Below are 24,901 nucleotides of genomic sequence, written 5' to 3'. Positions count from 1 at the left end.
TCGCCGAACGTCGGGCCCCACCATGAGAACGGAGCGTTGATGCAGTCCGAGAAGGATGAAGCGTCCCCCGACGCGGACCGCGCCTCGGCCGCCGACTCCGGCGCACCGGGTGAAAGCTCCACTGCTGACCGCGTTTCCGGCGTCGAGGTGGCCGGCGACGACCCTGATTCGACGACCCCCATCGCGGTGGAGGCGGTCGAGGCCGTCGCCAACGCGGCCCAGGACATCGGTGCGTTCATTCGGTCCCAGCGGGTCGCGGGCAAGGTCTCGCTGCGCCAGCTCGCCGAGCGGGCGGGCGTGAGTAACCCCTATCTGAGCCAGATCGAACGCGGCCTGCGGAAACCGTCGGCGGAAGTGCTCGCCCAGATCGCCAAGGGTCTCCGCGTGTCGGCCGAGGTCCTGTACGTGCGGGCGGGGATACTCGAAGAACGGCCCGCGAGCCCGGTCCGTGATGCTCTCATCGCAGATGACTCCATCAACGAACGTCAGAAGCAGATGTTGCTGGAGATCTACGAGTCGTTCCGGAAAGAGAACACGATCGAGTCGACCGGCAAGGAGTAGTTGATGAGCGAGAACCCGTTGACCACAGCCGTGGGGCAGGTGGCTGCCTTGCTCGCAGACGTACGTGAGCGCGGCGAGGCCGCGAGCGAGCAAGCCCAGACGAGGCTCGTCGAGACCGTCGGGTCGACCCAGGCGAAGGTCGCCGACGCGCAATCCAAGATCGCCGAGACCGTCGAGAACACCCAGTCGAAGCTGGTCGAGACGGTCGGTTCGACACAGTCCAAGCTCGAGGCGCGGATCACCGGTTCGCGGGACGACGCCCAGGCCCGGATCGACGAGGCGCTCGCCACGGCACTGGCCATCTTCGAGGAGGCGAGGACCAAACTGTCGGCGCTGCCGGTCGAATTGCCCGCCGAGATCGAGGATCTGAAGGCGCGGTTCTCCCCGGAGGAGCTGCGCAAGGTGGCCGAGGCGTACCTCGCGGTGGCCGCGGGACTGCTGACCGCGCTGGCGGAACGACGCGACGAGGCGGTGGAGAAGCTCAAGTCACAACCGCTCGTCGGCGAGAACCTGCCGAAGCTCGAGAAGGTGTACAACGACGCCGTCGGTCTCACCGAAGACGCGCTGGGGACGATCTCCGAGCAGACGCGGGCGGTCGGCGAACGTGCGCTGAAGCTGGCGAACCGGGCCGACGACGCGCCCCGCGACGAGAAGCCACGCATCGAGCCGCCGGTGAAGTCGGAAGGCGACATCGTTCCGCCGGCGAAGGCCGCGACGAAGGCGGCACCGGCGAAGAAGGCGGCACCCGCCGAGAAAGCCGCGGTCACGACGGCGCCGGCCAAGGAAGCGGCGAAGAAGGCATCGCCGGCGAAAGAAGTGGCGAAGAAGGCCCCGGCGACGAAGACTCCGGCGACCAAGGTCCCGGCCAAGAGTTCGCCGGCCAAGAAAACCCCGGCCAAGAGCGCTCCGGCGAAGAAGGCGGCGGCAAAGGAGGCGGCGACGAAGACGGCGGCGCCGGCCAAGGCGCCCGCCAAGAAGGCCGCCGCCGTCAAGGGTCCGGCCGAGCGGGCTGCCGCGAAGGCCGCCGCCAAGAAGGCCCCGGCGAAGAAGACCCCGGCAAAGAAGACTCCGGCGAAGAAGGCTGCGACCACACAGACCGCGGCCACGAAGACCCCGGCGAAAAAGGCCGCCGCGAAGCAGACCCCGGCCAAGAAGGCTGCTGCCAAAAAGGCCCCGGCGAAAAAGGCGTCTCCCGGCGCCGAATAATCGTCGACGGGCCGGGTGACCGCACCGCGTCGTAGGGTGTCGCAGCAAACGGCACTCGCGCGACTACAGTGTTCGACGTGGACTTCTTCAGCGTAATGGCCTACGGCCAGAGTCTGATCATGCTGACCCTCACGGTGGTCGCGGGCATCGCCTCGACCGTCGCGCTCATCCACGCCGCCATCCAGCGGCCCGACGCCTTCCCGGCGGTGGATCGGCAGAGCAAGGTCATCTGGGTCTCGATCCTCGCCGCCGCGACCCTGTTCATCTGGTTCTTCGGTGCGGTGAACTTCCTGGGCATCATCGGAGTGGTCGCGATGCTCGTCTACCTCGTCGACGTACGCAAACGGGTCGACGACATCCAGGGCAAGTCCTGGTTCAGCAAAAGGGCCTGACGCATCGTGGCGGAGTATCGGATCAACGACCTGGCGGAGGCGTCCGGGGTCAGCGTTCGCAACATCCGGGTCTATCAGGACCGCGGACTGTTGCCGCCGCCCACCATTCGCGGACGCGCCGGTTGGTATTCCGACCAGCACCTCGTCCGGCTGAACCTGATCTCGCGCATGCTCGAGCGCGGTTACACCTTCGCCACCATCAGTGAGCTGCTGCACGCGGCGCATCACGGCATGCGGGTGGAGCAGATCCTGCGCGGCACACCGAAGGGCGGCCGGTTCCGCAACTTCAAGCGCGCGGCGACGATCACCATCACCGAGTTGCGCAAGACGCTGAACGCCAGCGACCGGTCGATCGCGCTCAGCCAGAAGCTCGGACTGCTGGCGAAGGACGGCGCGCACTACGCGATTCGCAACCCGGAATTGCTCGAGGGGGCCGAAATCCTGGTCAAGAGTGGGGTCGACATCGATGTCCTGCTCGACCGGTGGGTCCGCGTTCAGGAAGACCTCGAAGATGTCGCCACCAGCTTCGTCTCGATCATCACCGACAAGTACTTCGACGAGAACCTCCCCGACCTGGGCGAGGCCGGCGTCAGCGAGATGGCCGACCTCATCCAGACGGTTCGGCCCATCGCCCACGAGATCGTCGAGACGACGTTCCGCAAGGCGCTCGACGAGCAGATCTCCAAGGCGATCGGGGAGGCGGCGACCTACTTCGACGCCGAGGTGCCCCCGCCGGTCCTGCCCGCCGACGAGGAGTCAGAGCCGGCACAGGCGGACTGTGAGACAACGGACGTTGGTACATTGAACCCCGAGACGGGGCGCTGAGCCGGATTCGGTGCCTTGCAGAGGACCAGTGAGGTCCTCGACAGGTGAGGAGTGCCGGATGAACACGAAGTCAGTGGCCAGTGCGGGCAGCGTTGCCACCGCGATCGGGGCGGGCGTGGTCGCGCTGGGGATCGGAACCGTCTTCGCGCGACTCGCGCGCGAGGCACTGCAGGCCGAATTCGCCGTCGACGACGGCCCGGACGATCTCCTCACCCGCCCGGACAACGCCCCGCAACGTCTCGAGGTCCCGACCGCGGACGGGGCCCGTCTCAATGTCGAGGTCTACGGTGACCCCGACGGCCCCGGCGCCGACGACACCGGCGACGTCATCGTGATGGTCCACGGCTGGACCTGCAACACCGCCTACTGGTACCCGCAGATCAACCACCTGGCCGCCTCCGAGGGTGGCTCCCGCCGGGTCGTCACCTACGACCAGCGCGGCCACGGTGGCAGTGAGCGCGGCCACCGCCGACCGACCGTCGCCATGCTCGGTGAGGACCTCGACGCGGTGCTCGAGGCGGCAGTGCCGCCCGGGCGCCGCGCGATCCTGGTGGGACACAGCATGGGTGGCATGACCATCATGTCGTGGGCGGCCCAGTATCCCGAGAAGGTCGGATCGCTGGTGTCGTCGGTGGTGCTGGTCTCGACCGCCGCCAAGGCGGTCATGGACAACCACCTGCTGATCCCGGTCGATCTGCCGGTGTACGCCAAACCGTTCGCGCCGGCCGCCGCGAAGATGATCACCTCGGTCCCGGTTCCGATCCCGAAGACGTCCTACGGCGTCCGCTTCTCGCACTACATCGCGCTGGGGCCGCACGCCCGCCGGGCGCACGTCGAGCTCGTCGACGAGATGATCGGCTCGTGCCCGCCGCGCGCTCGGGCCGGATGGGGTTCGGCAATGGGGAAGCTCGACGTGACCGCCGGACTCGAGGCGTTGACGGTGCCGACCACCGTGGTCGTCGGCACCGAGGACCGGCTCACCCCGCAGGTACACGCCGAGCAGATGGCGGAGGTGTTGCGGCGCAACGGCTCCCTGCGCGACCTGGTGGTCTACGAGGGTGTCGGACACATGTCGAGCATCGAGGCCGCCGAGCGCTTCAACGCCCTGCTCGACGAGGTCGTCGCCGAGAGTTCCCGGGAGACAGCGGATCTGAAGGACAACCAGTCGGTCTGACCGGTCCTTCCCGTCACAGACTGCAGTTGACCAGAACCGGCTCGGGCCGCAATGTCACCCCGAACGCCTCGACGACGCCGTCGCGGACCTCGCGAGCCAGATCGAGGAGCTGGGCGGTGGTCGCGGCGCCCCGATTGGTCAGCGCCAGAGTGTGCTTCGTCGAGAGTCGGACCGCCGCGTCCGGGCCCGGGTGCCCACGGTGGAAGCCTGCCCGTTCGATCAGCCACCCGGCCGACAGTTTGATCGCCGCGTCGGTGTCATCGGTGCCTGCGCGATAGGTGGGGATCGCGACATCGTCGCCGACGCGCGCCGCGATCCGGTCGAGCACCGCCGGGGCGTCATCGCCCGGCACGATCGGGTTGGTGAAGAACGAGCCGGCGCTCCAGGTGTCGAAGTCCGTCGTGTCGAGCACCATGCCCTTGCCCGCGCGCAGGTCGAGCACGGCTGCACGCGCCGTGGCGGCGTCGACCCGATCGTCCGGTTCGACCCCCACGCGGGTCGCGAGTTCGCGGTAGCGGATCGGCTGGCTCACGCGATCGTCGTTGAGCCAGAACGAGACCGCGACGACCACGAAGTCGTGCCGGTGCTTGAGATTGCTGGTCCGGTAGCCGAGACCGAGCTCGGTGGGGGAGACCCACCGCAGGTTGCCGGAGCGTCGATCGAGGACCTGAACCGATCGGAGGATGTCGGCCACCTCGACGCCGTAGGCCCCGACGTTCTGCACCGGGGTCGCCCCGGCCGCGCCGGGGATCCCGGAGAGGCACTCGAGCCCGCCGAAACCGGCGTCGACCGTCGCGGCGACCAGCTCGTCCCAGCCCACGCCGGCGTCGGCGACCACGTGCGGCCGTCCCGACTCACGGCCAGAACCGAACTCGACGCGGCCGCTGGCGAGTACGACCGCCGTCCCGTCGAACCCGGCGTCGCCGATGACGAGGTTGGAACCGCCGCCGACGACGAGGACCGGCTCGGACCGTGCATCGAGGTCGAGGATGGTCTCCACGATGGTGCGGGTGTCTTCGCAGCGGATGATCTCGCGCGCGGGCCCACCCAGGCGAAGGGTGGTCAGCTCGGCGAGGGGCGCGCTCAGCGGCGCCTGCGTGTCGGTCACGTCCTCAACGTTAACCGGCGGGCGGTAGCGTTCTCTCCATGGCGAGCAAGCTGCAGCACACGGTGTCCTATCCCTTCTCCACCGCGCGTCTGTGGGCGATCTACACCACCGAGAAGTACTGGCACGACCTCGTCGAGCGCATGAACTCCGGGCACGGGCATGTCGAGAAGGTGACCATCAGCGAGGACACGGTCACCGTCGAGATCCAGCAGGGCATTCCCGCCGACAAGCTGCCCTCCGCGGTCACCAAGGTCATGCCCGGCGACCTCCGAATCCCGCGCAAGAACACGTACCGCCTGGTCGGCGACCGGATCGAGGGGGAGACACATGCCACGGTCGAGGGGGCGCCGGTGCCGGTCGACGTCACCGGCACCACCGTGACGTCGGGTGACCCGGCGACCACCGACAACCGCGCCGAGGTGTCGGTGAATCTCCCGCTGTTCGGCGGGAAGATCGAGAAGTCGGTGGTCAGCGAGCTGTCGGCGCTGCTCGACGCCGAGCGCGGACACACCGTCGAGTGGGAGACCGAGAATCCGCTGACGTAGCCTGGTCTGCATGGCACGACGGCTCAGCTACTCCGCTCGGTACACGCAGTCCGCGGAGAAGCTCTACCAGGCCCAGAGCATCAAGCAGTACTGGGACGACATGATGGCGGGCTTCCAGATGATCTCCCCGCATTGCGAGGTCGATTCCTTCGTCTCCGACGAGACGGGTATCCGGGTGGTCCTCAAGCAGACGATCGGGCGCGACCAGCTGCCCGCGCTCGCGCAGACGGTGATGAAAAAGGACATGGTCATCACCCGCGAGGAGACCCTGGGCCCGTTCGACCCGGACAACACCAAGGGCACCTACAACGCCTCGATCCCGGCGGGACCGGGCAGCCTCAACGGCTGGCAGGAGCTGTTCCCCACCGAGAACGGTGGCTGCACGATCCGCCGGACCAGTGAGGCGAAGGTCTTCGTCCCGTTCGTCAACGGCAAGCTCGAGCAGATGATCCTGATCAACCTCGTCGACCTGTTCCGCGCCGAGGCCGAGTACGCCAAGGACTGGGTCGACAAGAACTTGTGATCCGAGCCGGCCGCCCGTCCGTCAGGTCCGAGCGCATCGAGCACAGACCGCAGGGCCGGGTCACCCGGGGCACGACGAACATCAACCGGCTCCGGCGGGTGGACCGGTGGATGGTCCACTCCCCGCGGGTGCGTGCCGCCCTGGACGTGCCCCGGCCGCTGGTCGTCGACCTCGGCTACGGTGCGCGTCCGGACACGACCGTCGAGATGGCCGAACGGCTCCGCGCGGTCGCCCCGGATCTGGAGATGGTCGGTCTCGAGATCGACCCCGCCCGCGTGGTCGAGCCCCGCGCCGGCGTGCGGTTCGGGCTCGGCGGCTTCGAGCTGGGCGGCCTGCGGCCGCGCGTGGTGCGTGCGTTCAACGTCCTGCGCCAGTATGACGAGAACGAGGTCGACGACGCATGGGCACGAATGCGCTCCGCGCTTGCGCCGGGCGGGGTCATCGTCGAGGGCACGTGCGATGAGATCGGCCGACGGTGCAGCTGGGTCCTGCTCGACGCCGACGGGCCGGTGAGCTTGACCCTCAGCTGGGCGCCGGAGCATTCGGACCGTCCGTCGGACCTGGCCGAGCGACTGCCCAAGGCGCTGATCCATCGCAACGTGCCGGGTGAGCGGATCCATACGCTGCTGGCCCTGGCCGATCAGTGCTGGGACATCGCCGCGCCGCTGGCGCCGTACGGCCCGCGCGCCCGGTGGGTGCATGCGGTCGGTCTGCTGCGCGACCGTGGGGTCGACTGCGAGGTGCCGCGGCGCCGCCTGTCCGACAACGTGCTCACGGTTCCCTGGGAGACCGTCGCACCGGCTGGATAATGTGGCCGTCATGCGTGTCGCGATGGCCCAGATCAGTTCGACCGACGACCCCACCGCCAACCTCGAGACGGTGCGTGCGGCCACCGCCGACGCGGCGTCACGCGGCGCCGAGCTCGTCGTCTTCCCCGAGGCCACGATGTGCCGGTTCGGGGTGCCGCTGAAGCCGGTCGCCGAGGATCTCGACGGTCCGTGGGCGCGCGGGGTGTCCGAAGTCGCCGCGGCGTCGGACGTCACGGTGGTGGCCGGGATGTTCACACCCGCCGGCGACGGCCGGGTCCGCAACACCGTCGTCGTAGCACACCCGGACGGGACACGCCGCGGGTACCACAAGATCCATCTCTACGACGCCTTCGGATTCACCGAGTCGAAGAATGTGGCCGCCGGAGCGGAGCCGCTGACCTTCGCGGTCGGCGACGTCACCGTCGGCGTGGCCACCTGCTACGACATCCGATTCCCCGCCTTGTTCACCCACCTCGCACGGAGGGGCGCCCAGGTGATCGTGGTACCCACGTCGTGGGGTTCCGGACCGGGCAAACTCCGTCAGTGGGAGGTGCTGGCCTCGGCCCGAGCGCTGGACTCGACGACCTTCGTCGTGGCCGTCGACCAGGCGTTTCCCACCGACGACGCGGCCGCGTCGTCGAGCGCGCCGACCGGAATCGGACACAGCCAAATCACAGACCCATTCGGTACGTTGGTCGCCGCGTATCCGGATAGCATCCGGGTGGACGTGCACGACCTCGACCTAGCACTGGTCGACCAAGCCCGTACGCAACTGGCAGTCCTCGCCAACGAGCGCCCACTGCCGGTCGGCGGCGAGACGGACAACGACGTGACGCCGGCCCACACGCGGCTCCGCGAGTCAGACGACCCAGGACGGAACCCATGAGCGACAGCAACACGCCCCGCCCCGATTCCTCATCCGGGGACCCCGCCGACGCAACCGGCAAGCACGATCCGAACACGAACAACCCCGGCGATCCCGATCCCGCGACCGGTGAGCCGACCTCGACGGGCCAGGGCGGCGAATGGCGTCCGGTGTCCGGCACCGAACAGGGCGAGCCGCCCGCCACTGAGCAGTTCGCGACCGAACCGATCGTCCCGGGAGCGCAGGCCTACTCGGCCATCCCGCCGTCCGATGCCGACACCGGTGCCATCGGCGGTGCCAAGCCCCCCACCTCGCAGTTCGCGCCCGGCGAGGACCCGTACGGGCCTGGGACGACCGCCTCGGGACCGATTCCGCCGGGATCGCCCGACGGCACCGGTAGCGGGCCGGTCCTCACCTCCCCGCGCAAGAAGCGGAGCACCCGCAAGATCGTCGCCTTCAGCGTCGTCGGTGTGCTGCTCCTCGCGGTCATCGCCGCGGTCGGCAGCGAGCTGTACCTGCGCAACAAGGTCACCAACTGTCTCGAGGAATCCTTCAGCGGACTGACCGGCGTGCCGACCGAGGTGTCGCTCAGCCGTAAGCCGATCCTCCTGCAGGGCAGCGGCGACATCCCGTTCGTACAGGTCGACACCGATGACAGCGCCGGGGGCGTCCGTCTGCACATGCGTGCCGACGGCATCTCGGGCACCGAGAACTCCACCGACATCCAGAGTCTCGACGGCACGGGTTTCATCCCCTACGAGCGGATCGTCGAACTCAGCAAGGAGCAGGCCGGGGCATCCGGTCAGAGCACCGGCACCCCGACCGGTGGCGTCGGCGCGGTCGAGCAGATCACCGGCAATGCGGCCGACGGCACCTTCGAGGTGCAGGCCGCCTTCCCGGTCATGGTCTTCCAGGTGCCGGTGTCGGCGACCATCAAACCGGTGCTGAACGACGGCCGGGTCGACTTCGAGGTCGTGAAGGCCAGCGCCCTGGTCTTCGGCATCCCGCCGGACTTCGCGCAGCAGATCGTCGACCAGATCACGACGTCGTCGCTCGGCCCGTTCTTCGACGAGGTGCAGGTCGACTCGCTCGAGGTGACCGACAGCGGACTCGAGTTCGCCATCAGCGGTTCGGACGTGCAGCTGACCAGTGAGATGACCGGCACCTCGTCGCAGAGCCAGTCGGGCGGTTGCTCGGTCTGACCGGGACTCAGACCGCCGGCGGCGGGTCGACGGTCAGGAACCAGACCGTCGGACCGTCGGTCAGCGTGAACTCTCCGTAGACCCGGCCGCCCCACTTCCGTGCGTACACGTCGACCATGTGGGCGTCGGCCGTGCTGGCGGTGACCGGCGACCCCGCGCCGAGGGCCTCTTGCAGGACGGGTTCGAGCATTGCCGCGAGAGTGCCGTTCCTTCGATGGGCCGGGTGGACGAGGGCGAACACGATGCTGTGCGCGGTATCAATCGTGAGCGCGCGCGATTTCTCCTGGAGTTCGCGGAATCGTGGAATCAAACCATCGAGGGCGGTCATGAAATGGCGTGTACGGTTCGCGAGTTCGTCGTCGACCGGTTGGGTCCGATGATCGGGGCCCGCCACCGCGATCAGTCCGGTCAATTCCCCGGTGGTGGCGAACAGACCCCGCAGGCCCGGCAGCAGATCGGTGAAGAGGACGTCGCCGTACCACCGGAACACTTCGGGCGGGGAGTTCTCGCCCAGAAGCCATCGATAGACCGGGACCTCCTGCATTCCCGCCGCGAGAAGGTCGAGTGCGAGCGGGCGGTCGGCGGCCGTCAACGACCGTGATCCGGTCCCGGTCGCGTGAATGCTGACCATTGATCAATGCCACCATGAAATCCCCGCGAATGTTCCCGGTCGGGTGAATTCCGCGCGAGATTCATGTGGTGTTTAGAACGGCATTTGAGAACCCAAACCAAGAATTATTCATATCGCAGGACGATTCCGTGATCGGTCTGTAACGTCGCCCCCGAGTCGTGTGACCAGGTGAGACGCGCGACCGGCACTCAGGCATCTCACCATCATCAGAGGAGGCGGATATGGCAGGCATAGTCGAGGGCGGTCTCGCGGGTGCGATCGGAGGTGCCGTCGAGGCGATCATCGGCGGGCTCGGTGACGCGGGTTCGCTCGGCGGCGGTTCGCTCGGTGGCAGCGATTCGGAGACCTGAATCGACCCGACTCACCACCGGTTCAGCAGTTGATGGCCCCGACGGCATCAACTGCTGAACTGTTTCTGGGCCGAGTCAAGATTCGACGCAGGCACCCGCACCTTGCATTTTCGATGCATTTCAAGGGTGTTCACATTCGATTTCCCATGATTTCAATTCGGGCAATGTTGCGCTTTCAGCTGGGATGACGCTGTTTTCGTGGGTCCGATTGTTGCGATATGCGAAGGCGGGTTTCGCTGATAGGGGAGACATTCCCGAAATGAATATGTAACGTCGGCGTCGAGCCGACGCACGGGTGAGAGCGGACGGTGATCGACGAACAATCTCACCGATGACGAAGGGAGCAGATATGTCTGACGCAATCGAGGGTGGCATCTCCGGCGCTATCGAGGAGATCATCGGCAACCTGGTCACCGGTTCGCTCGGTGGCGAGGAAGAGACCCCCGCCGGCTGAGTGCCCAGACTTTGCAACCGCCCCGCGACGGAAGTCGCGGGGCGGTTCGCTGTGTGGGGCCCTCAATTGAAGACGACGGTCTTACGTCCGTGGACGAGCACCCGGTCCTCGAGATGCCACCGCAGGCCTCGGCTGAGCACCAGCGTCTCGATGTCGCGACCCTGGCGGACCATGTCGGCGACCGAGTCGCTGTGGTCCACGCGGACCACGTCTTGTTCGATGATGGGTCCGGCGTCCAGGTCGGCGGTGACGTAGTGGCAGGTGGCTCCGATCAGCTTGACCCCGCGCGCGAAGGCCTGGTGGTAGGGCCGCGCACCGACGAAGCTGGGCAGGAAGCTGTGGTGGATGTTGATGGCCCGCCCGGCCCACGCATCGCACAGCTGAGGCGGCAGGATCTGCATGAAGCGCGCGAGCACCACGGCGTCGGGGTCATAACCCTCGACGATCCGCCCCAGCTCGCCGAAGGCCTCGGCCTTGCGCTCGCTCGCGAACGGCACATGGTGGAACGGGATGCCGAACCGAGTGGCCAGGTCTTCCAGTTCGCGGTGGTTGCCGACGACCGCCCGGATGGCCGCCGGCAGTTCTCCACGATGTGCACGTCCGAGCAGGTCGATGAGGCAGTGGGTCTCCTTGCTCACCAGGAGGACCACGGACTTCGTCTCCCGCGAATCGGTGAGGCGCCAATCCGTTTCGGGTCCGAGTTCGGCGGCCACCTCCGACGCGAAGCGTGCGCGCAGTTCGTCCGCGGTCGACGACACCGAATCCGCGCGGATGGCCTGGCGGGTGAAGAACCACCCGGTCTCCTCGTCGGAGTGATAGGCCGCCTCGGTGATCCAGCCCCCGACATCGGTGAGGAAGGTCGAGATCCGCGCCACGATGCCGGTGCGGTCGGGGCAGCCGAGCGTCAGCACGTAGCGGCGCTCGGTCTGGTCTGTCGGGATCGTCTGTGCGGGGGCCACGACAGTCAGTGTGCCAAGCTCGTCGGTGTGACGAACAAGGACCTGCGACGCGGCGACGTCGCCGCCATCATCGACCACACCTTGCTCAAACCCGAGGCGACCCGGGCCGACGCGGAGGCCACGGTCGCCGAGGCCGCGCGGCTCGGGGTGCTCGCCGTCTGCCTCTCGCCGTCGATGTTGCCGACCGACACCGGGGAACTGCGGACCTGTGTCGTGGCCGGGTTCCCGTCGGGGAAACACCACTCGCTGGTCAAGGCGGCCGAGGCGCGTCTGGCCGTCGACTCCGGGGCGGACGAGATCGACATGGTGATCGATGTGGGTGCGGCCGTCGACGGCCGGTTCGACGAGGTGTTCGCCGACGTCCTGACCGTCCGGGAGGCCGTCGGCGACGACACCCTCCTGAAGGTGATCATCGAATCGGCCGCGCTGCTGCAGTTCGCCGGGCCTGACACCGTCACCGAGGTGTGCCGCCGCGTCGAGCGGGCCGGTGCGTCGATGGTGAAGACGTCGACCGGGTTCCACCCCGCGGGCGGCGCGAGCGTCGAGGCGGTGCGACTGATGCGTGCCGCGGTGAGCGACCGGGTGGGAGTCAAGGCGAGCGGTGGCATCCGGACCGCCGAGGCGGCCGCCGAGCTCATCGCCGCGGGGGCGACCCGGCTCGGGCTGTCCGCGTCGGCCGCCGTGCTCGACGGATTCCCCGACTAGGCGGCCGGCCGCGGACCTGCGGCCCGGCGTCGGTCACGCCAGGGCGGAGACCTTGGCGTCGAGGTCGGCCATGACCAGGCTGGCGTTGACCGCGGCACCGGCGGACACGCCCTCGCCCATGGCGACGGTCACCATCGCGTGCACGGTGGTGGTGTTGCCCACCGCCCATACGCCCGGCAACGCGGTCTCGCCCATCGGGCCGGTCCCGACCAACCCGCCCATCGGGCCGTCGTCGAGGGTGCCGCCGAGTCGCTCGTAGAGGTCGCCGCGGACGACGAATCGCGGCGAGACGACCACCGCGTCGGCCTCGACCACGGTGCCGTCGGTCAGGAGCACGCCGTCGAGGTGGGCAGAACCGTTCTCCGCGCGCGTCCGGACGCGCTCGACGCGGGCGTCGACGATGTCGATGCCGACCGCGGCGAAGTGTGACCGATCGTCGTCCGACAGGGCATCGGGATCGTGCGCGACCACGGTCACCCGGTCGCTGAGCTGGCGGAACATCAGTGCCTGGTGCGCCGACATCGGGCTCGTCGCGATCTGCACGATGCGTGTTCCGCGGACCTCGTAGCCGTGGCAGTACGGGCAGTGCAGCACATCGTGTCCCCACAACTCCGCGACGCCGGGGAGGTCGGGGAGTTCGTCGACCAGGCCGGTAGCCAGGATGAGGCGACGGGCCGCGACGACTTCGCCGGAGGACAGCCGCAGGGTGAAGTCGTCGACGGTGCCGGCCGCGTCGACGACTGTGCCGGAACGGATCTCGGCGCCGTATCCCGTCGCCTCCGCCCGACCGCGGGCGAGTAGCTCCAGGGGTGCGATCCCGTCCTGCCCCAGCACATTGTGGGCGCCGGCCGCCGGTGCGTTGCGCGGTTGCCCCGCGTCGATGACCACGACCTTGCGCAGGGATCGCGCGAGGACGGTCGCGGCGCTGAGTCCGGCAGCTCCGCCGCCGACGATAGCGACGTCGTATTCGGTTGTAAGGGAGTCTTTCTGGGCGGATGAGGAGTTGGTCATCGTTGCTCGCTCTCGGAGGTGGGAATGGAGGAGGTGCGCGGCCGGGCGACCCAGAGGAATCGTCCGGCGGCGAGGGTCAGGTCATCGAGACGATTCCGCGCGTCTGCCTCGGTCAGGTCGTCGAGCAGGGCGAGGTCGGCGGGATCGAGGGCGTCGGCCAAGCGATGCCGGAACTGGGCGAACCAGTGCCGGGCGTACCGCGCGACCGACTGGCTCGGGTCGCTGCGCCGGACGTGAACGGTCTCGGCGCGGAGTACCTCGTAGTCGACGTCGTCAAACGCGTCGGTCCAGTCCACGAGCGCCTCCCATCCGGCCCCGGCGGCCGCGGTCTGACAGCGGTCCTGCAGCCCGAGCAGTTCGGCGTCCTCGTGAGCAGGGACGAAACGCGGGACGCCCGCCATTTCGGTGATCACGACGATGCCGTCCGGTCCGAGCGAGGTCGCGGCCTCCCGCAACAGGCGCTGCGGATCGGCAATGTGATGCAGCGACATCGCCGCCCACACGACGTCGGGCGTTCCGAGCGGCGGCAGTCCGTCGTCGAGATCGGCGACGACGGCGGTCACTCGATCGTCGAAACCGCCCTCCCGTGCCCGTCGTTCGACGAGCGCGACCATGTCGGACGACCCGTCGACCGCCAGGATCGAGGCCTGTGGGAAGCGGCGGGCGAGCGCCTCGGTGCCGGTGCCGGTCCCCGCCCCGAGATCGGCGATGCGCGCGGGTACGCGCCCCAGGGTCTCCGCGACGAGACGGGAGGCGTCCTCGAGGTAGTCGGCCATGAGCTCGGCGTCGAGGTCGAGGACCGCGGCGAGCCGGGCGTGGTTGTGGTGGTCGGTGTGGTTCGCGTGCTCGTGATGTCCGCCGGTCGGATGGGGATGGTGCGTGCTGGTCATGACCTCACGGTAGCGCCGCCATGCCTGGATGGCATAGCATCTTGCCAATGACGCAAGAACTCGACGCGGTGGTCCGCCAGCGCATCCGCGGCCTCCGCATCGCCAGGGGCTGGACGCTCGACGCGCTCGCCGCCCGGTGCTATCTGTCGCCGTCCACACTGAGTCGGATCGAGACCGGGCATCGGCGGGTGGCGCTCGACCAGCTCGTGCCGATCGCCCGCGCGCTGGGCACGACCCTGGATCAGCTGGTCGAACCGGCGGACGACACCGATGTCGTGATCCGGCCCCAGCCACACGAGGTGGAGGGCATGACGATGTGGCTGCTCTCGCGGGAGAACGCCCCACAGGGTGTCACCGTGGCGAAGATGCGGTTCGACCGCGAGCAACCCGTCGGTGACCTGCGCGTCCATCCGGGCTACGAATGGTTCACGGTGCTGTCGGGAACCGTGAGGCTGTGGCTGGGCGACCGCACGATCCTCGTGCCCGAGGGTGACGCCGCGGAGTTCTCGACGATGATCCCGCACGCCATCTGCGCTTATCAGGGCCCGGCGGAGGTGCTGTCGATGATGGACCACGCCGGCGAGCGCGCGCACCTGCCGTCCGTGCGAACCGGACCCGCGGCGCGCGACGACGACGCCCCGGACGCCTGACCACCTGCCCCGCGGCCGCACACCACCGATGCGAGGCGGCGCATCGGTACTGTTGTTGCGGTGATGACTCCCCAGACCTCGGTGAACCGACGCTCCGTGCTCGCCGCGGCCGGGGTCGGAGCGCTCGGGGTCGCGGTGGCGGCCTGCTCCGGCTCCGGCCTCGGCCCCGGAGACGACACACCGGCCGACCCGCCGGTCACCCTGACGTTCACCCCAGCCCTCGATGCCGAGCCGGCCACCCCGACCGCCGAGTTCTCGGTCAAGGCGACCGACGGTTCCCTGAACCCCGACGTGAAGCTGACCAACCCGCGCGGCGTCGTGGTGAAGGGTCAGTTGTCGGAGGACCGGACGACCTACACGATCAGCGAGCCCCTCGGTTACGGCACCGAATACACCTGGAGCGGAACGGCGGTGGGTCTCGATCGCAAGGTCGTGCCGGTCGCCGGGACGTTCACCACGCTGCAGCCGTCGAGTCAGGTGAACGTCGTCGTCAACATCGGCGACGGTCAGGAGGTCGGCATCGCGGCGCCGATCATCCTGAAGTTCAACGGGACGGTCGAGGACAAGGAGGCCGTGGAGCGGGCGCTGACCGTCACCACCACACCACCCACCGAGGGGTCGTGGGCGTGGCTGGGCGAGGACAACGGCTCCCGCGTGCACTGGCGACCCCGCGAGTACTACGCACCCGGGACGAAGGTCAGCATGGCAGCCAAGCTGTACGGCCTCGACCACGGCGGCGGTGCCTATGGAGCGGCCGACGTGACCAGCGACTTCGCCATCGGGCGGGCCCAGGTGGTGAAGGCCGAGGAGTCCTCGCACCGGATCGTGGTGCTCCGCGACGGTGTCGAACTCATGGCGCTGCCGTGCAGCTACGGCGGCGGCGACCTCGACCGGAACGTCACGCGCTCGGGCATCCACGTGGTCACCGAGAAGTACGAAGAGTTCTTCATGAGCAATCCGGCCGCGGGTTACTTCAACATCCGCGAACGCTGGGCCGTGCGGATCTCCAACAACGGCGAGTTCATCCACGCGAACCCGGCGACCGTGAACGTGCAGGGATCGGCCAACGTCACCAACGGATGCATCAACCTGTCGGAGGCCGACGCCGAACGCTACTTCCGTGTCGCGGTCTACGGCGACCCGGTGGAGGTGACCGGGACGCGGATCGCGTTGTCGGAGGCCGACGGCGACATCTACGACTGGATCTACGACTGGGAGACCTGGCAGGGCATGTCGGCCATCAAGGGCGAGGTCCGCGAGACCTCGATCCCGGCGACGCCCAGCGGGGCGCCCACCTCGAACGCCCCGGCCCCGCGCTAGCCGCTAGCCGGTCTTGATGTTCCGCCGGGCCGAGGCCTGATCGCGCGGCTTGAGGATGATCTGGTCCAGGTTGACGTGCGGCGGCCGGGACGCGACGAACCCGATGACCTCGGCCACGTCCTCGGCGACGAGCGGTGTCAGGCCCTCGTAGACCTTGTCGGCGCGTTCCTGGTCGCCCTCGAAGCGGACGAGGGAGAAGTCGGTCTCGACCATGCCCGGCGCGATCTCGGTGAGCCGGACGGGCTTCCCGAGGAGTTCATAGCGCAGGGTCCGGTGGGTGACACCCTGCGCATGCTTCGCCGAGGTGTACCCGGCGCCGTTGTCGTAGGCCTCGAACGCCGCGATCGAGGTGACGGAGACGATCAGGCCGTCACCCGACGCGATGAGCGCGGGAAGCAACGCCTTGGTGACCCGCAGGCTCCCCAGCACGTTGGTCTCCCACATCCAGCGCCAGTCGTCGAGGTCGGCGGTTGACACGGGGTCGAGACCCTTGGCGCCACCGGCGTTGTTCACCAGCACGTGCACCGTGTCGAGGCCGTCGACGAAGGCGGCCACGGACTGCTCGTCGGTGACGTCGAGTTGCCTTCCGGTGCCGCCGATCTCGTCGGCCAGTGCGGTCACCCGATCGATCCGGCGCGCCCCCAGCACCACGTGGAAGCCCTGCGAGGCGAGCTGACGCGCGGTGGCCGCGCCGATCCCCGAACTGGCGCCGGTGACCACGGCGATCGGTCGGTTGTCCGTCGACTGGGAGGCGGTGTCGGTGCTCATGGGCTCAACCTTACGGACCGCGCTGCTACATTCGTCGCATGAGTGGGGGAGTGATCCCGGCGGCGCTGCAACTGACCTCCACCCCGGCGGCGGCGGTACTGCATGCGATCCGGGTCGGCGGACCGGTGACGCGGGATCAGCTCGCCGCGACGACGGGTCTGTCGCCGGCCACCATCAACCGTCAGGTGCACGCGCTGGCCGCTCACGGTCTGGTCGTCGAACGCCCCGATCTCGCCGGGCCGAAAGCGATTGGCCGGCCCAAGAATCCGCTGACCATCGACCGCGACTCGCTGTGCGTCGCGGGTATGCACATCGGCGCCCGCCGGACCGTGCTCGTCATCGCCGACCTCGGCGGCCGCACACTGCACAGTCACGCCGTGCTGACGCCGACCGGCGATCAGGAGGACGCGCTCGCGCACCTCAGCGGACTGCTCGCCGAACTCGCCGCCCGGTTCAGCGGGCGGCGGGTGCTGTGGGGAGGTGTCGCGGTCGGTGGCGCGGTCGATGCCGAGACCGGGGTGGTGAACCACCGGGTCCTGGGCTGGCATCAACTCGCCGTGGGCGCAACACTTGCCGGGAGCCTCGACACGCCGGTGTCGGTCTGTGAGCACGTCGAGGCGATGGCGGCCGCCGAGTTGCTCCTGTCGCATCCGCGCGACGACGGGGGTTCCGGGCTGTTCTTCTACGCCCGCGAAACGGCCGGGATGGCAATGACTCTCGACGGCCGCGTGCACGTACCGGAGCGTGGCGCGGGCACCATCGCGCATCTGCCGGTCACGGCTCCGGTGCTCGCCCCCGGGCTCACCCGGGTCCGGTTGCAGAACGTCATCGGCAACGACGCCGCGGAGGTCGCGGCGCGTCGGCTGAGGATCAGCCCCACGGCCGCTCGGATCGCCGACGAGCGGGCCCGGGTGCTGGGAGAGTCGGTCGCGCTCATCCGGGATGTGATCAACCCCGATGCCATCGTCGTGGCCGGCGACGCGTTCGCCGCACACCCGCACGGGCTCGCGCCGGTGCAGGCGGCCTTCGACGAGGCGACCACGCTGACCTGGCCGCTGGAGATCGCGCCGTCGAGATTCGGTGTGCGCGTGCAGGAGAGCGCGGCGGTCGTGGTGGCGCTCAGCGTCATCTACGCGGATCCGATCGCGGCGACGGCGACGCTGTAGACAGGCCGTCGGCCCGCCTGCCTCTGCCGTCGTCGCACGCATCCCCTACGGTGTGTCCATGACGCTGCCCCGCGATGTATCCGCACGGCTCGAGGTGCGGGTCGACGACCCCACCGAACTGGAGATGCAGATCACCGTAGCCCGACTGCCCGGCCTCCAGTTGGAAGAAGAACTCGAGGTCGAATTCGACGGACAGTCGGTGACGCCCGAGGAGATCATCGGGCCGCACGGTTCCCGGATCCATCGGCTGCAGCTCGAGCGGGGTCTGCTGACCATCGACTACCGGGCGTCGGTCCTCACGCCCGCCGATCCGCTGCCCGTCGACATCGCCGACCGCTCGACGTACCTGCGGCCCAGCAGATATGCCGAGTGCGACAAGTTCTTCGGCTTCGCCGCGGGTCAGTTCGACGCATCGCTGCCCGACGGGGAGATCCTGAACCAGGTCGCCGCATACGTCTCGGACCGCCTCAGCTACATCCCCGGGACTTCCGACCCCATCGACGGCGCCGCCGACACCCTGCTCGCCGGTGCCGGGGTCTGCCGCGACTACGCGCATCTCGTCGTCGCGCTGCTGCGGGCCCTGAACATCCCGGCCCGCCTCGTCGCGGTGTACGCCCCAGGGTGTTCGCCGATGGATTTCCACGCCGTCGCCGAGGCGATCGTCGACGGTGAGTGGGTGGTGGTCGACGCGACCGGGCTCGCCCCACGTCAGAGCCTCGTGCGGATCTCGACCGGCCGCGATGCCGCCGACACCGCGTTCCTCGACAACCATCGCGGGTCGATCAACCTCAACTCCTACGAAGTGACGGCGACGGTGCGCGGCGAGCTTCCGATCGACGACGGGAATGCGCGCGTCCGGATAGGGTGAGCGCGTGCATGCGCTCACCTGTCCGGTCTGCAATGCGTTGTCGGGCTTCGATCGTCAGACCTGCCCGAACTGTGCGACGACCATGGGCGTGCACCTGCCGTCGCGGTCGCTGTACGCGGTCGGCGAGGAGGGGGTCGAGATCGGCGGTGCCCGGTGGGTGTGGTGTGCGAATCGGGATCGGACGCAATGCAACTGGCTGACGCTCGCCGAGGTCACCGAGGGCAGCATCGGCCTGCGGGGTCGGTGTTTCCCCGAGTCGCTGATCCGGCGTCAGCCCGACGCCGAGGACACGCTCGCGCTCGAGAAGCTCGCGCCGGCATCGTTCGACCTGCGGCTGCTGGTGTACCAACTCGTCGATCTGGGTCTGCCGGTGGAGCCGTTCTGGCGCACCGAGGGCGGCCTGGCCTTCGACCTGTTGTCGAGTCAGACCCTCGGCCGGCCGGTGATGATCGGGCACGCGGGCGGGGTGGTGACCATCGACCTCGCCGAGACCCAGGACGCCTATCGGGAGCGCCTCCGGGTCGACCTCGGCGAGCAGTACCGCACCATGCTGGGTCACTTCCGCCACGAGACCGGGCACTACTACGAACACGTCCTCGTCGAGACCGGCCCGGGCGCGGAACGCTACCTCGACCGGTGCCGGGACCTGTTCGGCGACGAACGCGCGAGCTACGCCGACGCGATCAACCGCCACTATCGGTTCGGGGCACCGGAGAACTGGCGGGAGTCGTACATCTCCGAGTACGCCACGATGCATCCGTGGGAGGACTTCGCCGAGTGCTTCGCGCACTACCTCCACATCACCGGGACCATCGACACCGCCCGGGAATCCGGGCTGAATCTCGACGCGCAGCAGGTCCGGTTCACCATGGACCGTGACATCGTGCCGCTCCGGTCGTACGCCGACGAGCCGATCGAACGGCTGCTGTACGACTGGAAGTGGTTGTCGCTCATGTTGAACCGGGTGAACGTGGCCATGGGACGCCGCCCGCTCTATCCGTTCACGATCCCCGAGCCCGTCGTGCGCAAGCTCGGCTTCGTGCACGAGGTGATCCGGGAGAGTGCGCGGCGGGCGGTGACGACGGACCCGCTCGTCGCGGCCCCGGCGCAGCCGGCCTAACCGGCCGAGGCCGTCCGCGCCCGCTGCTCGGCCACGAACGCGAGAACCGTTGCCACATCGTCGGTGTCGGCGATGCGATAGTCGGCGGCGGTGTCACCTTCACCGACCTTGATGCCGATGTCACCGGTCTGCGGACGCAGGTGGGCGAAGGCCTTCTCGTCGGTCACGTCGTCGCCGAGATAGATGACCGCGTCGGCGCCGACGGCCGCGCGCAGGGTTTCGAGGGCGTGGCCCTTGCTGGTCTCGATCACTGCGAGTTCGAGAACGGCCTTGCCCTCGGTGGTGTGCACCCCCGGCCAGGAGGCCGGGCCGGTGCGGGCGCGATCGAGCGCGGCGACGGCGTCGGACGCCGACGCGTTGCGCACGTGCAGCACCGTGCTCGCCGGTTTGACCTCGACGGTGCTGCCCGGGAATTCCGCTGCGATGGCGCGCAACTCGTCGATCAGACGGGTCAACAGCGCGCGCGCTTCGTCGGTGACCTCGACCGCGAACCCGGACTCGAACTCACTGCCGTGACTACCGACCAGCACGACCGGGGCAGTGAGGCCGGACAGTTCCGCGAGCACGGCCCGTTCGCGGCCGGACACCACGGCGACGACGGTGTCGGGAAGTGCCGCGGCGGCGACGAGAGCGTCGATCGACGCGGGTTCGGGGACGGCGTCCTCGGGACGCGCGACGATCGGCGAGACACATCCGTCGTAGTCGCTGGCCACGAGCAGCACCCCCACGCCGGCGACCCGGACCAGCGCGTCGGTGAGTTCGGCGGGAATCCCGGTGTGGCTCACTCGGGCTCGTCCACCAGATGAACACCCCGGTTGGGCGACAGTTCGGTGTCGGAGTCGGCACCGAGGGTGCCGAGGAAGCTCTCCGCCCACTTCGCGACGTCGTGTGCGAGGACCTGCCTGCGTAGCGCGCGCATCCGCCGCCTGCCCTCGTGTTCGCTCTGTTCGGCCGCGGCCTCGATCGCGTCCTTGACGCCGTCGAGGTCGTACGGGTTGGCCTGGTAGGCCGAGCGCAGTTCGGCTGCCGCGCCGGTGAACTCGCTGAGGACGAGCGCGCCGCCCAGGTCACCCCGGCAGGCCACGTACTCCTTGGCGACCAGGTTCATGCCGTCACGCAGAGGCGTGACCAGCATGACGTCGGCCGCGACGAAGAAGGCGACGAGTTCCTCACGCGGCACCGGACGGTGCAGGTACTGCACGACCGGCTGGCCCACGCTCGCGTAGGTGCCGTTGATGTTCCCGACGAGTTGCTCGATACCGGCGCGCATCTGCTTGTAGCTCTCGACGCGCTCACGGCTGGGCGTCGCGAGCTGCAGCATGACCGTGTCGGCGGGATCGAGTCGCTCCTCGGCCAGCAACTCGGAGATGGCCTTGAGCCGGACGTCGATGCCCTTGGTGTAGTCGAGCCGGTCGACGCCGAGCATGATCGTCTTCGGATTGCCCAGCTCACGGCGGATCTCGGCGGCGCGCTCCCGGATCTTGCGGGTCTTGGACAGTGCGTCGAGCTCCCCGGAGTCGATCGAGATGGGGAACGCGCCGACGCGCACGGTGCGGAATCCGACCTGCACCACGCCGAAGCGCGACCGCACCCCGACGGTGCCCTTGCTGGTGGCCTGCCCGGCGAGGCGTCGGGCGAGGAAGAGGAAGTTCTGTGCCCCACCCGGCAGGTGGAAGCCGATGAGATCGGCGCCGAGCAGGCCTTCGACGATCTCGGTCCGCCACGGCATCTGCATGAACAGCTCGACCGGCGGGAACGGGATGTGAAGGAAGAAGCCGATCTTGACGTCGGGCCGCAGCATGCGCAGCATCTTCGGCACCAGTTGGAGCTGGTAGTCCTGCACCCAGACCACGGCCCCCTCGCCCGCGGCTCGCGAGGCCGCCTCGGCGAAGCGTCGGTTCACCTCGACGTAGGTGTTCCACCATTCGCGGTGGTACTCGGGCTTGACGATGACGTCGTGGTAGAGCGGCCACAGGGTGGCGTTGGAGAAGCCCTCGTAGTATTCGGCGATCTCTTGCGCCGACAGCGGGACCGCGTGGATGTCGATGCCCTCGATGTCGGGGTTGTCATCGGAGTCGGGAATGCCCGACCAGCCGACCCAGGCCCCGGTGTTGGCGCGCAGGATCGGCTCGAGCGCGGTCACGAGTCCGCCGGGACTCTGCTTCCAGTTGACCGTGCCGTCGGGCAGGACCTCTTTGTCGACGGGCAGGCGGTTCGCGACGACCACGAACTCGGCACCGTCGTGGGTGGACCGGTCGGTGCCGGTCACTCCGGCGGTATCGGGGTTGGTTTCTCCTGCGCGCGGAGCCACCTGCTCAGGCGTTCTCGCCCGGCGCGATCCCCAGCATGGCGAACAGCATCCGGCACTCGTCGGCGTCGGTGGCGTACGCGGCGACGACTCGGCGTGCCGAGTTGGCGGTCTCGTCGGCCACCGGCTCCAGTTCGTCGTCGGTGATGTCGGTCGCGTCGGTGGTCTTCGCGGGCATGTGAGTCCCCTCGTTGTGCGGCATGGTGTGCGGTTCGGTGCGCGATGACGAGGCGCAGCCGTGCGGTGTCTCGGTCCGTTGCTGACTGGAGCGGCCGTCCGATGACACGCCCGACTCCGCATTCTACCCGGACATCGGTGGTGCTCACGGCCACCCGTCCGGCGTCAGCGTCGTGGCGGTGGCGGCCGCCACCCGTTCGCCCGGGCCCGTCGTGCCGCCGCGTCGGCCTGCCGCGCCTCACGGGCTTCGCGCAGGGCGATCCTTCGGCGGAGGCGCCAGTCCGGACGGGGTGGCAGCTGAGGGCGACGCAGCGACCGGGCGACGAACTCGCCCAGCGTGACCCCCGCAGCGAGGGCGCAGCCGATGGCCAGCGCGTTCGCGATCCAGGTGAATCCGTCGAGCGTCTGGTCGCCGAGGATGCCGTAGAGGCCGCGATACACCGCGAGACCGGGCAGCAGCGGGGTGATGCCGGCCACCGCGACGACCAGCGGCGGGGTCAACGCGCGGCGTGCCAGCAGGCCGCCGATCAGTCCGACGAACGCCGCCGCGAGACCGTTGGCGATGACGTCGCCGATGTCGGTGAACGTCGAGGCCGCCGCGACCGCGGTGCCGATGAAACCGCCGAGGAACGCCACGCCGAGGGCGCGCGTCTCGGCGTAGCTGGCCAGCGCGTAGGCGCAGGCGGCGACCGCGCCGGCGATCACCCGGATCGGCAGTTCGACGACCTCGAAGCTGGTGGTCGTGGTGATCGTGGGCAGGAAGATGCCGCCCGCCTCCAGGATTCGGATCGCGACGCCGACGCCGGCGATGATGCCGCCGGTCATCAGCAGCAACTCGAAGAACCGGGCGACACCGGTGATCGGTGCGCCGGTGATCGCGTCCTGGACCGAGCCGACGAGGGACAACCCCGAGAGCAACACGACGATGCCGGCCGCGATGACCTGCGACGGCGCGATCTGCACACCGAGTCGTTCGGCCGCGGCGAAGACCAGGGCGGCCGGGACCACCGCGATGAAACCGCCGGTCAGCTGCTGGAAGAAGACCGGTGTCCCAATGCGGTTGAGCCAGCGGTTGACGGTCACCGTCACCACGGTCGTCAGGAAGGCGAGCGCGGCGACGAGGTATTCGCCGCCGAGGAGCACCGCGATGCCCGACGCCATGATCCCCCAGGCGGTCGTGGCCAGCCAGTGCGGATAGGGGTGCGGCGCGGTGATGATCTCGTCGACCATCTGGTGCGCGGTGGACGGGCTGATGAACGAATCGCGGATGCGGCGGACGAGCCGGTCGACCTGCGCGAGCCGGGTGAAGTCCATCGACCGGTAGTAGACCTGCTCCATGGTCGTGATCGGCGGGAGCGTCGCGCCGCGCCGCGCGCTGACGACGATCGTGTTGTAGGTGACATCCACGTCGACGTCCTCGAGGCCGTACACGCCGGCGACGAACTTGATCTGCGTCTGGGTGTCGATGGCCCCGGTGCCCGAGTCGAGCAGCACCGCCCCGATCTTCGTGGCGAGATCGAGGACCTCGGTGATCGCCGCGACGTCGAACGGTTCGATCGGCTTACGTGGCGACACCATGATGCTGCCCGGTTCGATGGTGTCGATCGTCGCCTGCCGGCTGCCGCTGAGCCGACGCAGGACACGGCCGATCTGTTCGCGCACGCAGGCCTCCTCGGGTCGATGGTGGAGTGCTCGCGGGGTAACCGACACCCGGCCGGTTCAACCCTGACAGGAGACTGGATACACCTCGTCCGTCCGGACGACTCCGGCAGGGTCGACGGCGGTGGTGACCGGGGTTGCTCGTCTACGATCGCGGCATGTCCTCGGTGCAGATCAACGGTCCGCGAGACGGCCACACCCGCAGTGCCATGGTGAGTCCCGGAAGTCTCGTCTTCACCGCCGGTGCGGCCCCCATCGACGACGACGGCGCCACCGTCGCACCCGGGAACGTTCGCGAACAGGCCGTGCAGTGCATGAGAAACCTCGAGGCCGCGCTGATCGAGTCCGGCGCGACGCTGCGCGACGTCGCGAAGGTCACCGTCTTCGTCGCCGAACACCTGCAGGCCGATCTGGTGGTCGCGTGGGACGCGGTGACCGAGGCGTTCGGCGACCACAAGCCGGCCGGCAGCCTGCTGGGCGTCTCGGTCCTCGCCTACGACGATCAGCTGGTGGAGATCGAAGCGGTCGCGGCCATCCGGGGCTGATCGCGGCCCGGCCGGTCCGCCGGGTGCGGATGAAGCGGAAGAGGTCCGACGGATATACTCGCTCGCGCGCCTCCTTAGCTCAGTGGTAGAGCACTCGCCTTGTAAGCGAG

The 24,901-nt window shown here is 68.9% G+C and carries 28 protein-coding genes; 18 read left to right on the top strand and 10 right to left on the bottom strand.

Annotated elements, in window-relative coordinates; genetic code table 11:
• Positions 1-39: 39 nt before the first annotated feature.
• From M4D77_RS06650 to M4D77_RS06630, 5 genes are all read left to right on the top strand, one after another.
• Positions 40-561: a helix-turn-helix domain-containing protein gene (locus M4D77_RS06650; protein ID WP_272498882.1), complete on the top strand. Its 522-nt coding sequence runs from the start codon at positions 40-42 to the stop codon at positions 559-561.
• A 3-nt stretch (positions 562-564) separates the two neighbouring features.
• Positions 565-1,767 (top strand): heparin-binding hemagglutinin, encoded by a 1,203-nt coding sequence (locus tag M4D77_RS06645; protein WP_259935823.1) that lies wholly within the window; start codon positions 565-567, stop codon positions 1,765-1,767.
• A 68-nt stretch (positions 1,768-1,835) separates the two neighbouring features.
• Positions 1,836-2,159 (top strand): DUF2516 family protein, encoded by a 324-nt coding sequence (locus M4D77_RS06640; RefSeq protein WP_058251270.1) that lies wholly within the window; start codon positions 1,836-1,838, stop codon positions 2,157-2,159.
• 6 nt (positions 2,160-2,165) lie between these two features.
• Entirely contained in the window at positions 2,166-2,984 is an 819-nt protein-coding gene (locus M4D77_RS06635; protein ID WP_226512402.1) for a MerR family transcriptional regulator, read from the top strand.
• Positions 2,985-3,042: 58 nt separating this feature from the next.
• Entirely contained in the window at positions 3,043-4,158 is a 1,116-nt protein-coding gene (locus M4D77_RS06630) for an alpha/beta fold hydrolase (RefSeq protein WP_259935822.1), read from the top strand.
• A 13-nt stretch (positions 4,159-4,171) separates the two neighbouring features.
• Here the strand turns inward: M4D77_RS06630 and M4D77_RS06625 are convergent, their stop codons facing one another.
• The gene (locus M4D77_RS06625) at positions 4,172-5,266 is read right to left on the bottom strand and encodes a UDP-N-acetylmuramate dehydrogenase (protein ID WP_137810495.1); all 1,095 of its coding nucleotides are present in this window, start codon (positions 5,264-5,266) and stop codon (positions 4,172-4,174) included.
• A gap of 38 nt (positions 5,267-5,304) precedes the next feature.
• Between M4D77_RS06625 and M4D77_RS06620 the strand changes: the two genes are divergently transcribed.
• The 5 genes from M4D77_RS06620 (at position 5,305) to M4D77_RS06600 (ending at position 9,210) form a co-directional block, all read left to right on the top strand.
• Positions 5,305-5,811: a DUF2505 domain-containing protein gene (locus M4D77_RS06620; protein ID WP_137810494.1), complete on the top strand. Its 507-nt coding sequence runs from the start codon at positions 5,305-5,307 to the stop codon at positions 5,809-5,811.
• A 10-nt stretch (positions 5,812-5,821) separates the two neighbouring features.
• Entirely contained in the window at positions 5,822-6,334 is a 513-nt protein-coding gene (locus tag M4D77_RS06615) for a DUF2505 domain-containing protein (protein WP_058251265.1), read from the top strand.
• Positions 6,335-6,444: 110 nt separating this feature from the next.
• A complete protein-coding gene (locus tag M4D77_RS06610; protein ID WP_226512403.1) occupies positions 6,445-7,143 on the top strand; it encodes a class I SAM-dependent methyltransferase in 699 nt (232 codons plus the stop codon).
• 10 nt (positions 7,144-7,153) lie between these two features.
• A complete protein-coding gene (locus M4D77_RS06605) occupies positions 7,154-8,029 on the top strand; it encodes a carbon-nitrogen hydrolase family protein (RefSeq protein ID WP_159370050.1) in 876 nt (291 codons plus the stop codon).
• Positions 8,026-9,210: a DUF2993 domain-containing protein gene (locus M4D77_RS06600; RefSeq protein ID WP_058251264.1), complete on the top strand. Its 1,185-nt coding sequence runs from the start codon at positions 8,026-8,028 to the stop codon at positions 9,208-9,210. Before M4D77_RS06605 ends, M4D77_RS06600 begins: the two co-directional genes overlap by 4 nt.
• Before the next feature lie 7 nt (positions 9,211-9,217).
• Here M4D77_RS06600 and M4D77_RS06595 read toward each other — a convergent pair whose 3' ends face one another.
• Positions 9,218-9,841 (bottom strand): hypothetical protein, encoded by a 624-nt coding sequence (locus tag M4D77_RS06595; protein WP_159370051.1) that lies wholly within the window; start codon positions 9,839-9,841, stop codon positions 9,218-9,220.
• Between the two features lie 221 nt (positions 9,842-10,062).
• On the opposite strand from M4D77_RS06595, the gene M4D77_RS06590 reads away from it, so the two are divergent.
• Entirely contained in the window at positions 10,063-10,191 is a 129-nt protein-coding gene (locus M4D77_RS06590; RefSeq protein ID WP_259935821.1) for a hypothetical protein, read from the top strand.
• Positions 10,192-10,707: 516 nt separating this feature from the next.
• On the opposite strand, the gene purU is transcribed toward M4D77_RS06590, so the two are convergent.
• Positions 10,708-11,604 (bottom strand): formyltetrahydrofolate deformylase, encoded by an 897-nt coding sequence (gene purU / locus M4D77_RS06585; protein WP_137810490.1) that lies wholly within the window; start codon positions 11,602-11,604, stop codon positions 10,708-10,710.
• Positions 11,605-11,631: 27 nt separating this feature from the next.
• Here purU and deoC point away from each other — a divergent pair, with 27 nt between their 5' ends.
• The gene (gene deoC, locus M4D77_RS06580; RefSeq protein WP_171011668.1) at positions 11,632-12,309 is read left to right on the top strand and encodes a deoxyribose-phosphate aldolase; all 678 of its coding nucleotides are present in this window, start codon (positions 11,632-11,634) and stop codon (positions 12,307-12,309) included.
• 33 nt (positions 12,310-12,342) lie between these two features.
• On the opposite strand, the gene M4D77_RS06575 is transcribed toward deoC, so the two are convergent.
• A complete protein-coding gene (locus tag M4D77_RS06575; protein WP_226512409.1) occupies positions 12,343-13,320 on the bottom strand; it encodes an NAD(P)/FAD-dependent oxidoreductase in 978 nt (325 codons plus the stop codon).
• Positions 13,317-14,210: a trans-aconitate 2-methyltransferase gene (locus M4D77_RS06570; protein WP_259935820.1), complete on the bottom strand. Its 894-nt coding sequence runs from the start codon at positions 14,208-14,210 to the stop codon at positions 13,317-13,319. Before M4D77_RS06570 ends, M4D77_RS06575 begins: the two co-directional genes overlap by 4 nt.
• A 47-nt stretch (positions 14,211-14,257) precedes the next feature.
• Here M4D77_RS06570 and M4D77_RS06565 point away from each other — a divergent pair, with 47 nt between their 5' ends.
• A complete protein-coding gene (locus M4D77_RS06565) occupies positions 14,258-14,860 on the top strand; it encodes a helix-turn-helix domain-containing protein (RefSeq protein WP_137810487.1) in 603 nt (200 codons plus the stop codon).
• A gap of 63 nt (positions 14,861-14,923) precedes the next feature.
• Entirely contained in the window at positions 14,924-16,180 is a 1,257-nt protein-coding gene (locus tag M4D77_RS06560) for an Ig-like domain-containing protein (protein ID WP_259935836.1), read from the top strand.
• 3 nt (positions 16,181-16,183) lie between these two features.
• On the opposite strand, the gene M4D77_RS06555 is transcribed toward M4D77_RS06560, so the two are convergent.
• Entirely contained in the window at positions 16,184-16,948 is a 765-nt protein-coding gene (locus M4D77_RS06555; RefSeq protein WP_065631519.1) for an SDR family NAD(P)-dependent oxidoreductase, read from the bottom strand.
• 38 nt (positions 16,949-16,986) lie between these two features.
• Here M4D77_RS06555 and M4D77_RS06550 point away from each other — a divergent pair, with 38 nt between their 5' ends.
• Genes M4D77_RS06550 through M4D77_RS06540 form a run of 3 tightly spaced genes read left to right on the top strand, consistent with a single transcriptional unit; the run spans position 16,987 to position 20,102 of the window.
• Positions 16,987-18,114: an ROK family transcriptional regulator gene (locus M4D77_RS06550; RefSeq protein WP_259935819.1), complete on the top strand. Its 1,128-nt coding sequence runs from the start codon at positions 16,987-16,989 to the stop codon at positions 18,112-18,114.
• Between the two features lie 58 nt (positions 18,115-18,172).
• Entirely contained in the window at positions 18,173-18,982 is an 810-nt protein-coding gene (locus M4D77_RS06545) for a transglutaminase family protein (protein WP_259935818.1), read from the top strand.
• A gap of 4 nt (positions 18,983-18,986) precedes the next feature.
• Entirely contained in the window at positions 18,987-20,102 is a 1,116-nt protein-coding gene (locus M4D77_RS06540) for a putative zinc-binding metallopeptidase (RefSeq protein ID WP_259935817.1), read from the top strand.
• Here the strand turns inward: M4D77_RS06540 and otsB are convergent.
• The 4 genes from otsB to M4D77_RS06520 all read right to left on the bottom strand — a co-directional run bounded on the left by otsB (position 20,099) and on the right by M4D77_RS06520 (position 24,249).
• Complete coding sequence (gene otsB / locus M4D77_RS06535; RefSeq protein ID WP_259935816.1) at positions 20,099-20,887, bottom strand: trehalose-phosphatase; 789 nt, start codon at positions 20,885-20,887, stop codon at positions 20,099-20,101. The genes M4D77_RS06540 and otsB overlap by 4 nt on opposite strands.
• On the bottom strand, positions 20,884-22,371 hold the full coding sequence (locus M4D77_RS06530) for a trehalose-6-phosphate synthase (protein WP_171011667.1): 1,488 nt from the start codon (positions 22,369-22,371) through the stop codon (positions 20,884-20,886). The genes otsB and M4D77_RS06530 overlap by 4 nt, the downstream gene beginning before the upstream one ends.
• 46 nt (positions 22,372-22,417) lie before the next feature.
• Entirely contained in the window at positions 22,418-22,588 is a 171-nt protein-coding gene (locus M4D77_RS06525) for a hypothetical protein (protein WP_165630609.1), read from the bottom strand.
• Positions 22,589-22,752: 164 nt separating this feature from the next.
• Positions 22,753-24,249 (bottom strand): threonine/serine exporter ThrE family protein, encoded by a 1,497-nt coding sequence (locus M4D77_RS06520; protein WP_259935815.1) that lies wholly within the window; start codon positions 24,247-24,249, stop codon positions 22,753-22,755.
• Between the two features lie 155 nt (positions 24,250-24,404).
• Here M4D77_RS06520 and M4D77_RS06515 point away from each other — a divergent pair, with 155 nt between their 5' ends.
• Positions 24,405-24,791: a RidA family protein gene (locus M4D77_RS06515; protein ID WP_137810481.1), complete on the top strand. Its 387-nt coding sequence runs from the start codon at positions 24,405-24,407 to the stop codon at positions 24,789-24,791.
• The last annotated feature ends 110 nt before the right edge of the window (positions 24,792-24,901 follow it).

Origin of the sequence: Gordonia sp. p3-SID1431, from assembly GCF_025143765.1 — a bacterium.
In the GTDB taxonomy this organism is placed as follows: domain Bacteria; phylum Actinomycetota; class Actinomycetes; order Mycobacteriales; family Mycobacteriaceae; genus Gordonia; species Gordonia hongkongensis.
Note: the sequence above shows the minus strand (reverse complement) of the source record. Positions and strands in the feature narration are given on the sequence as shown.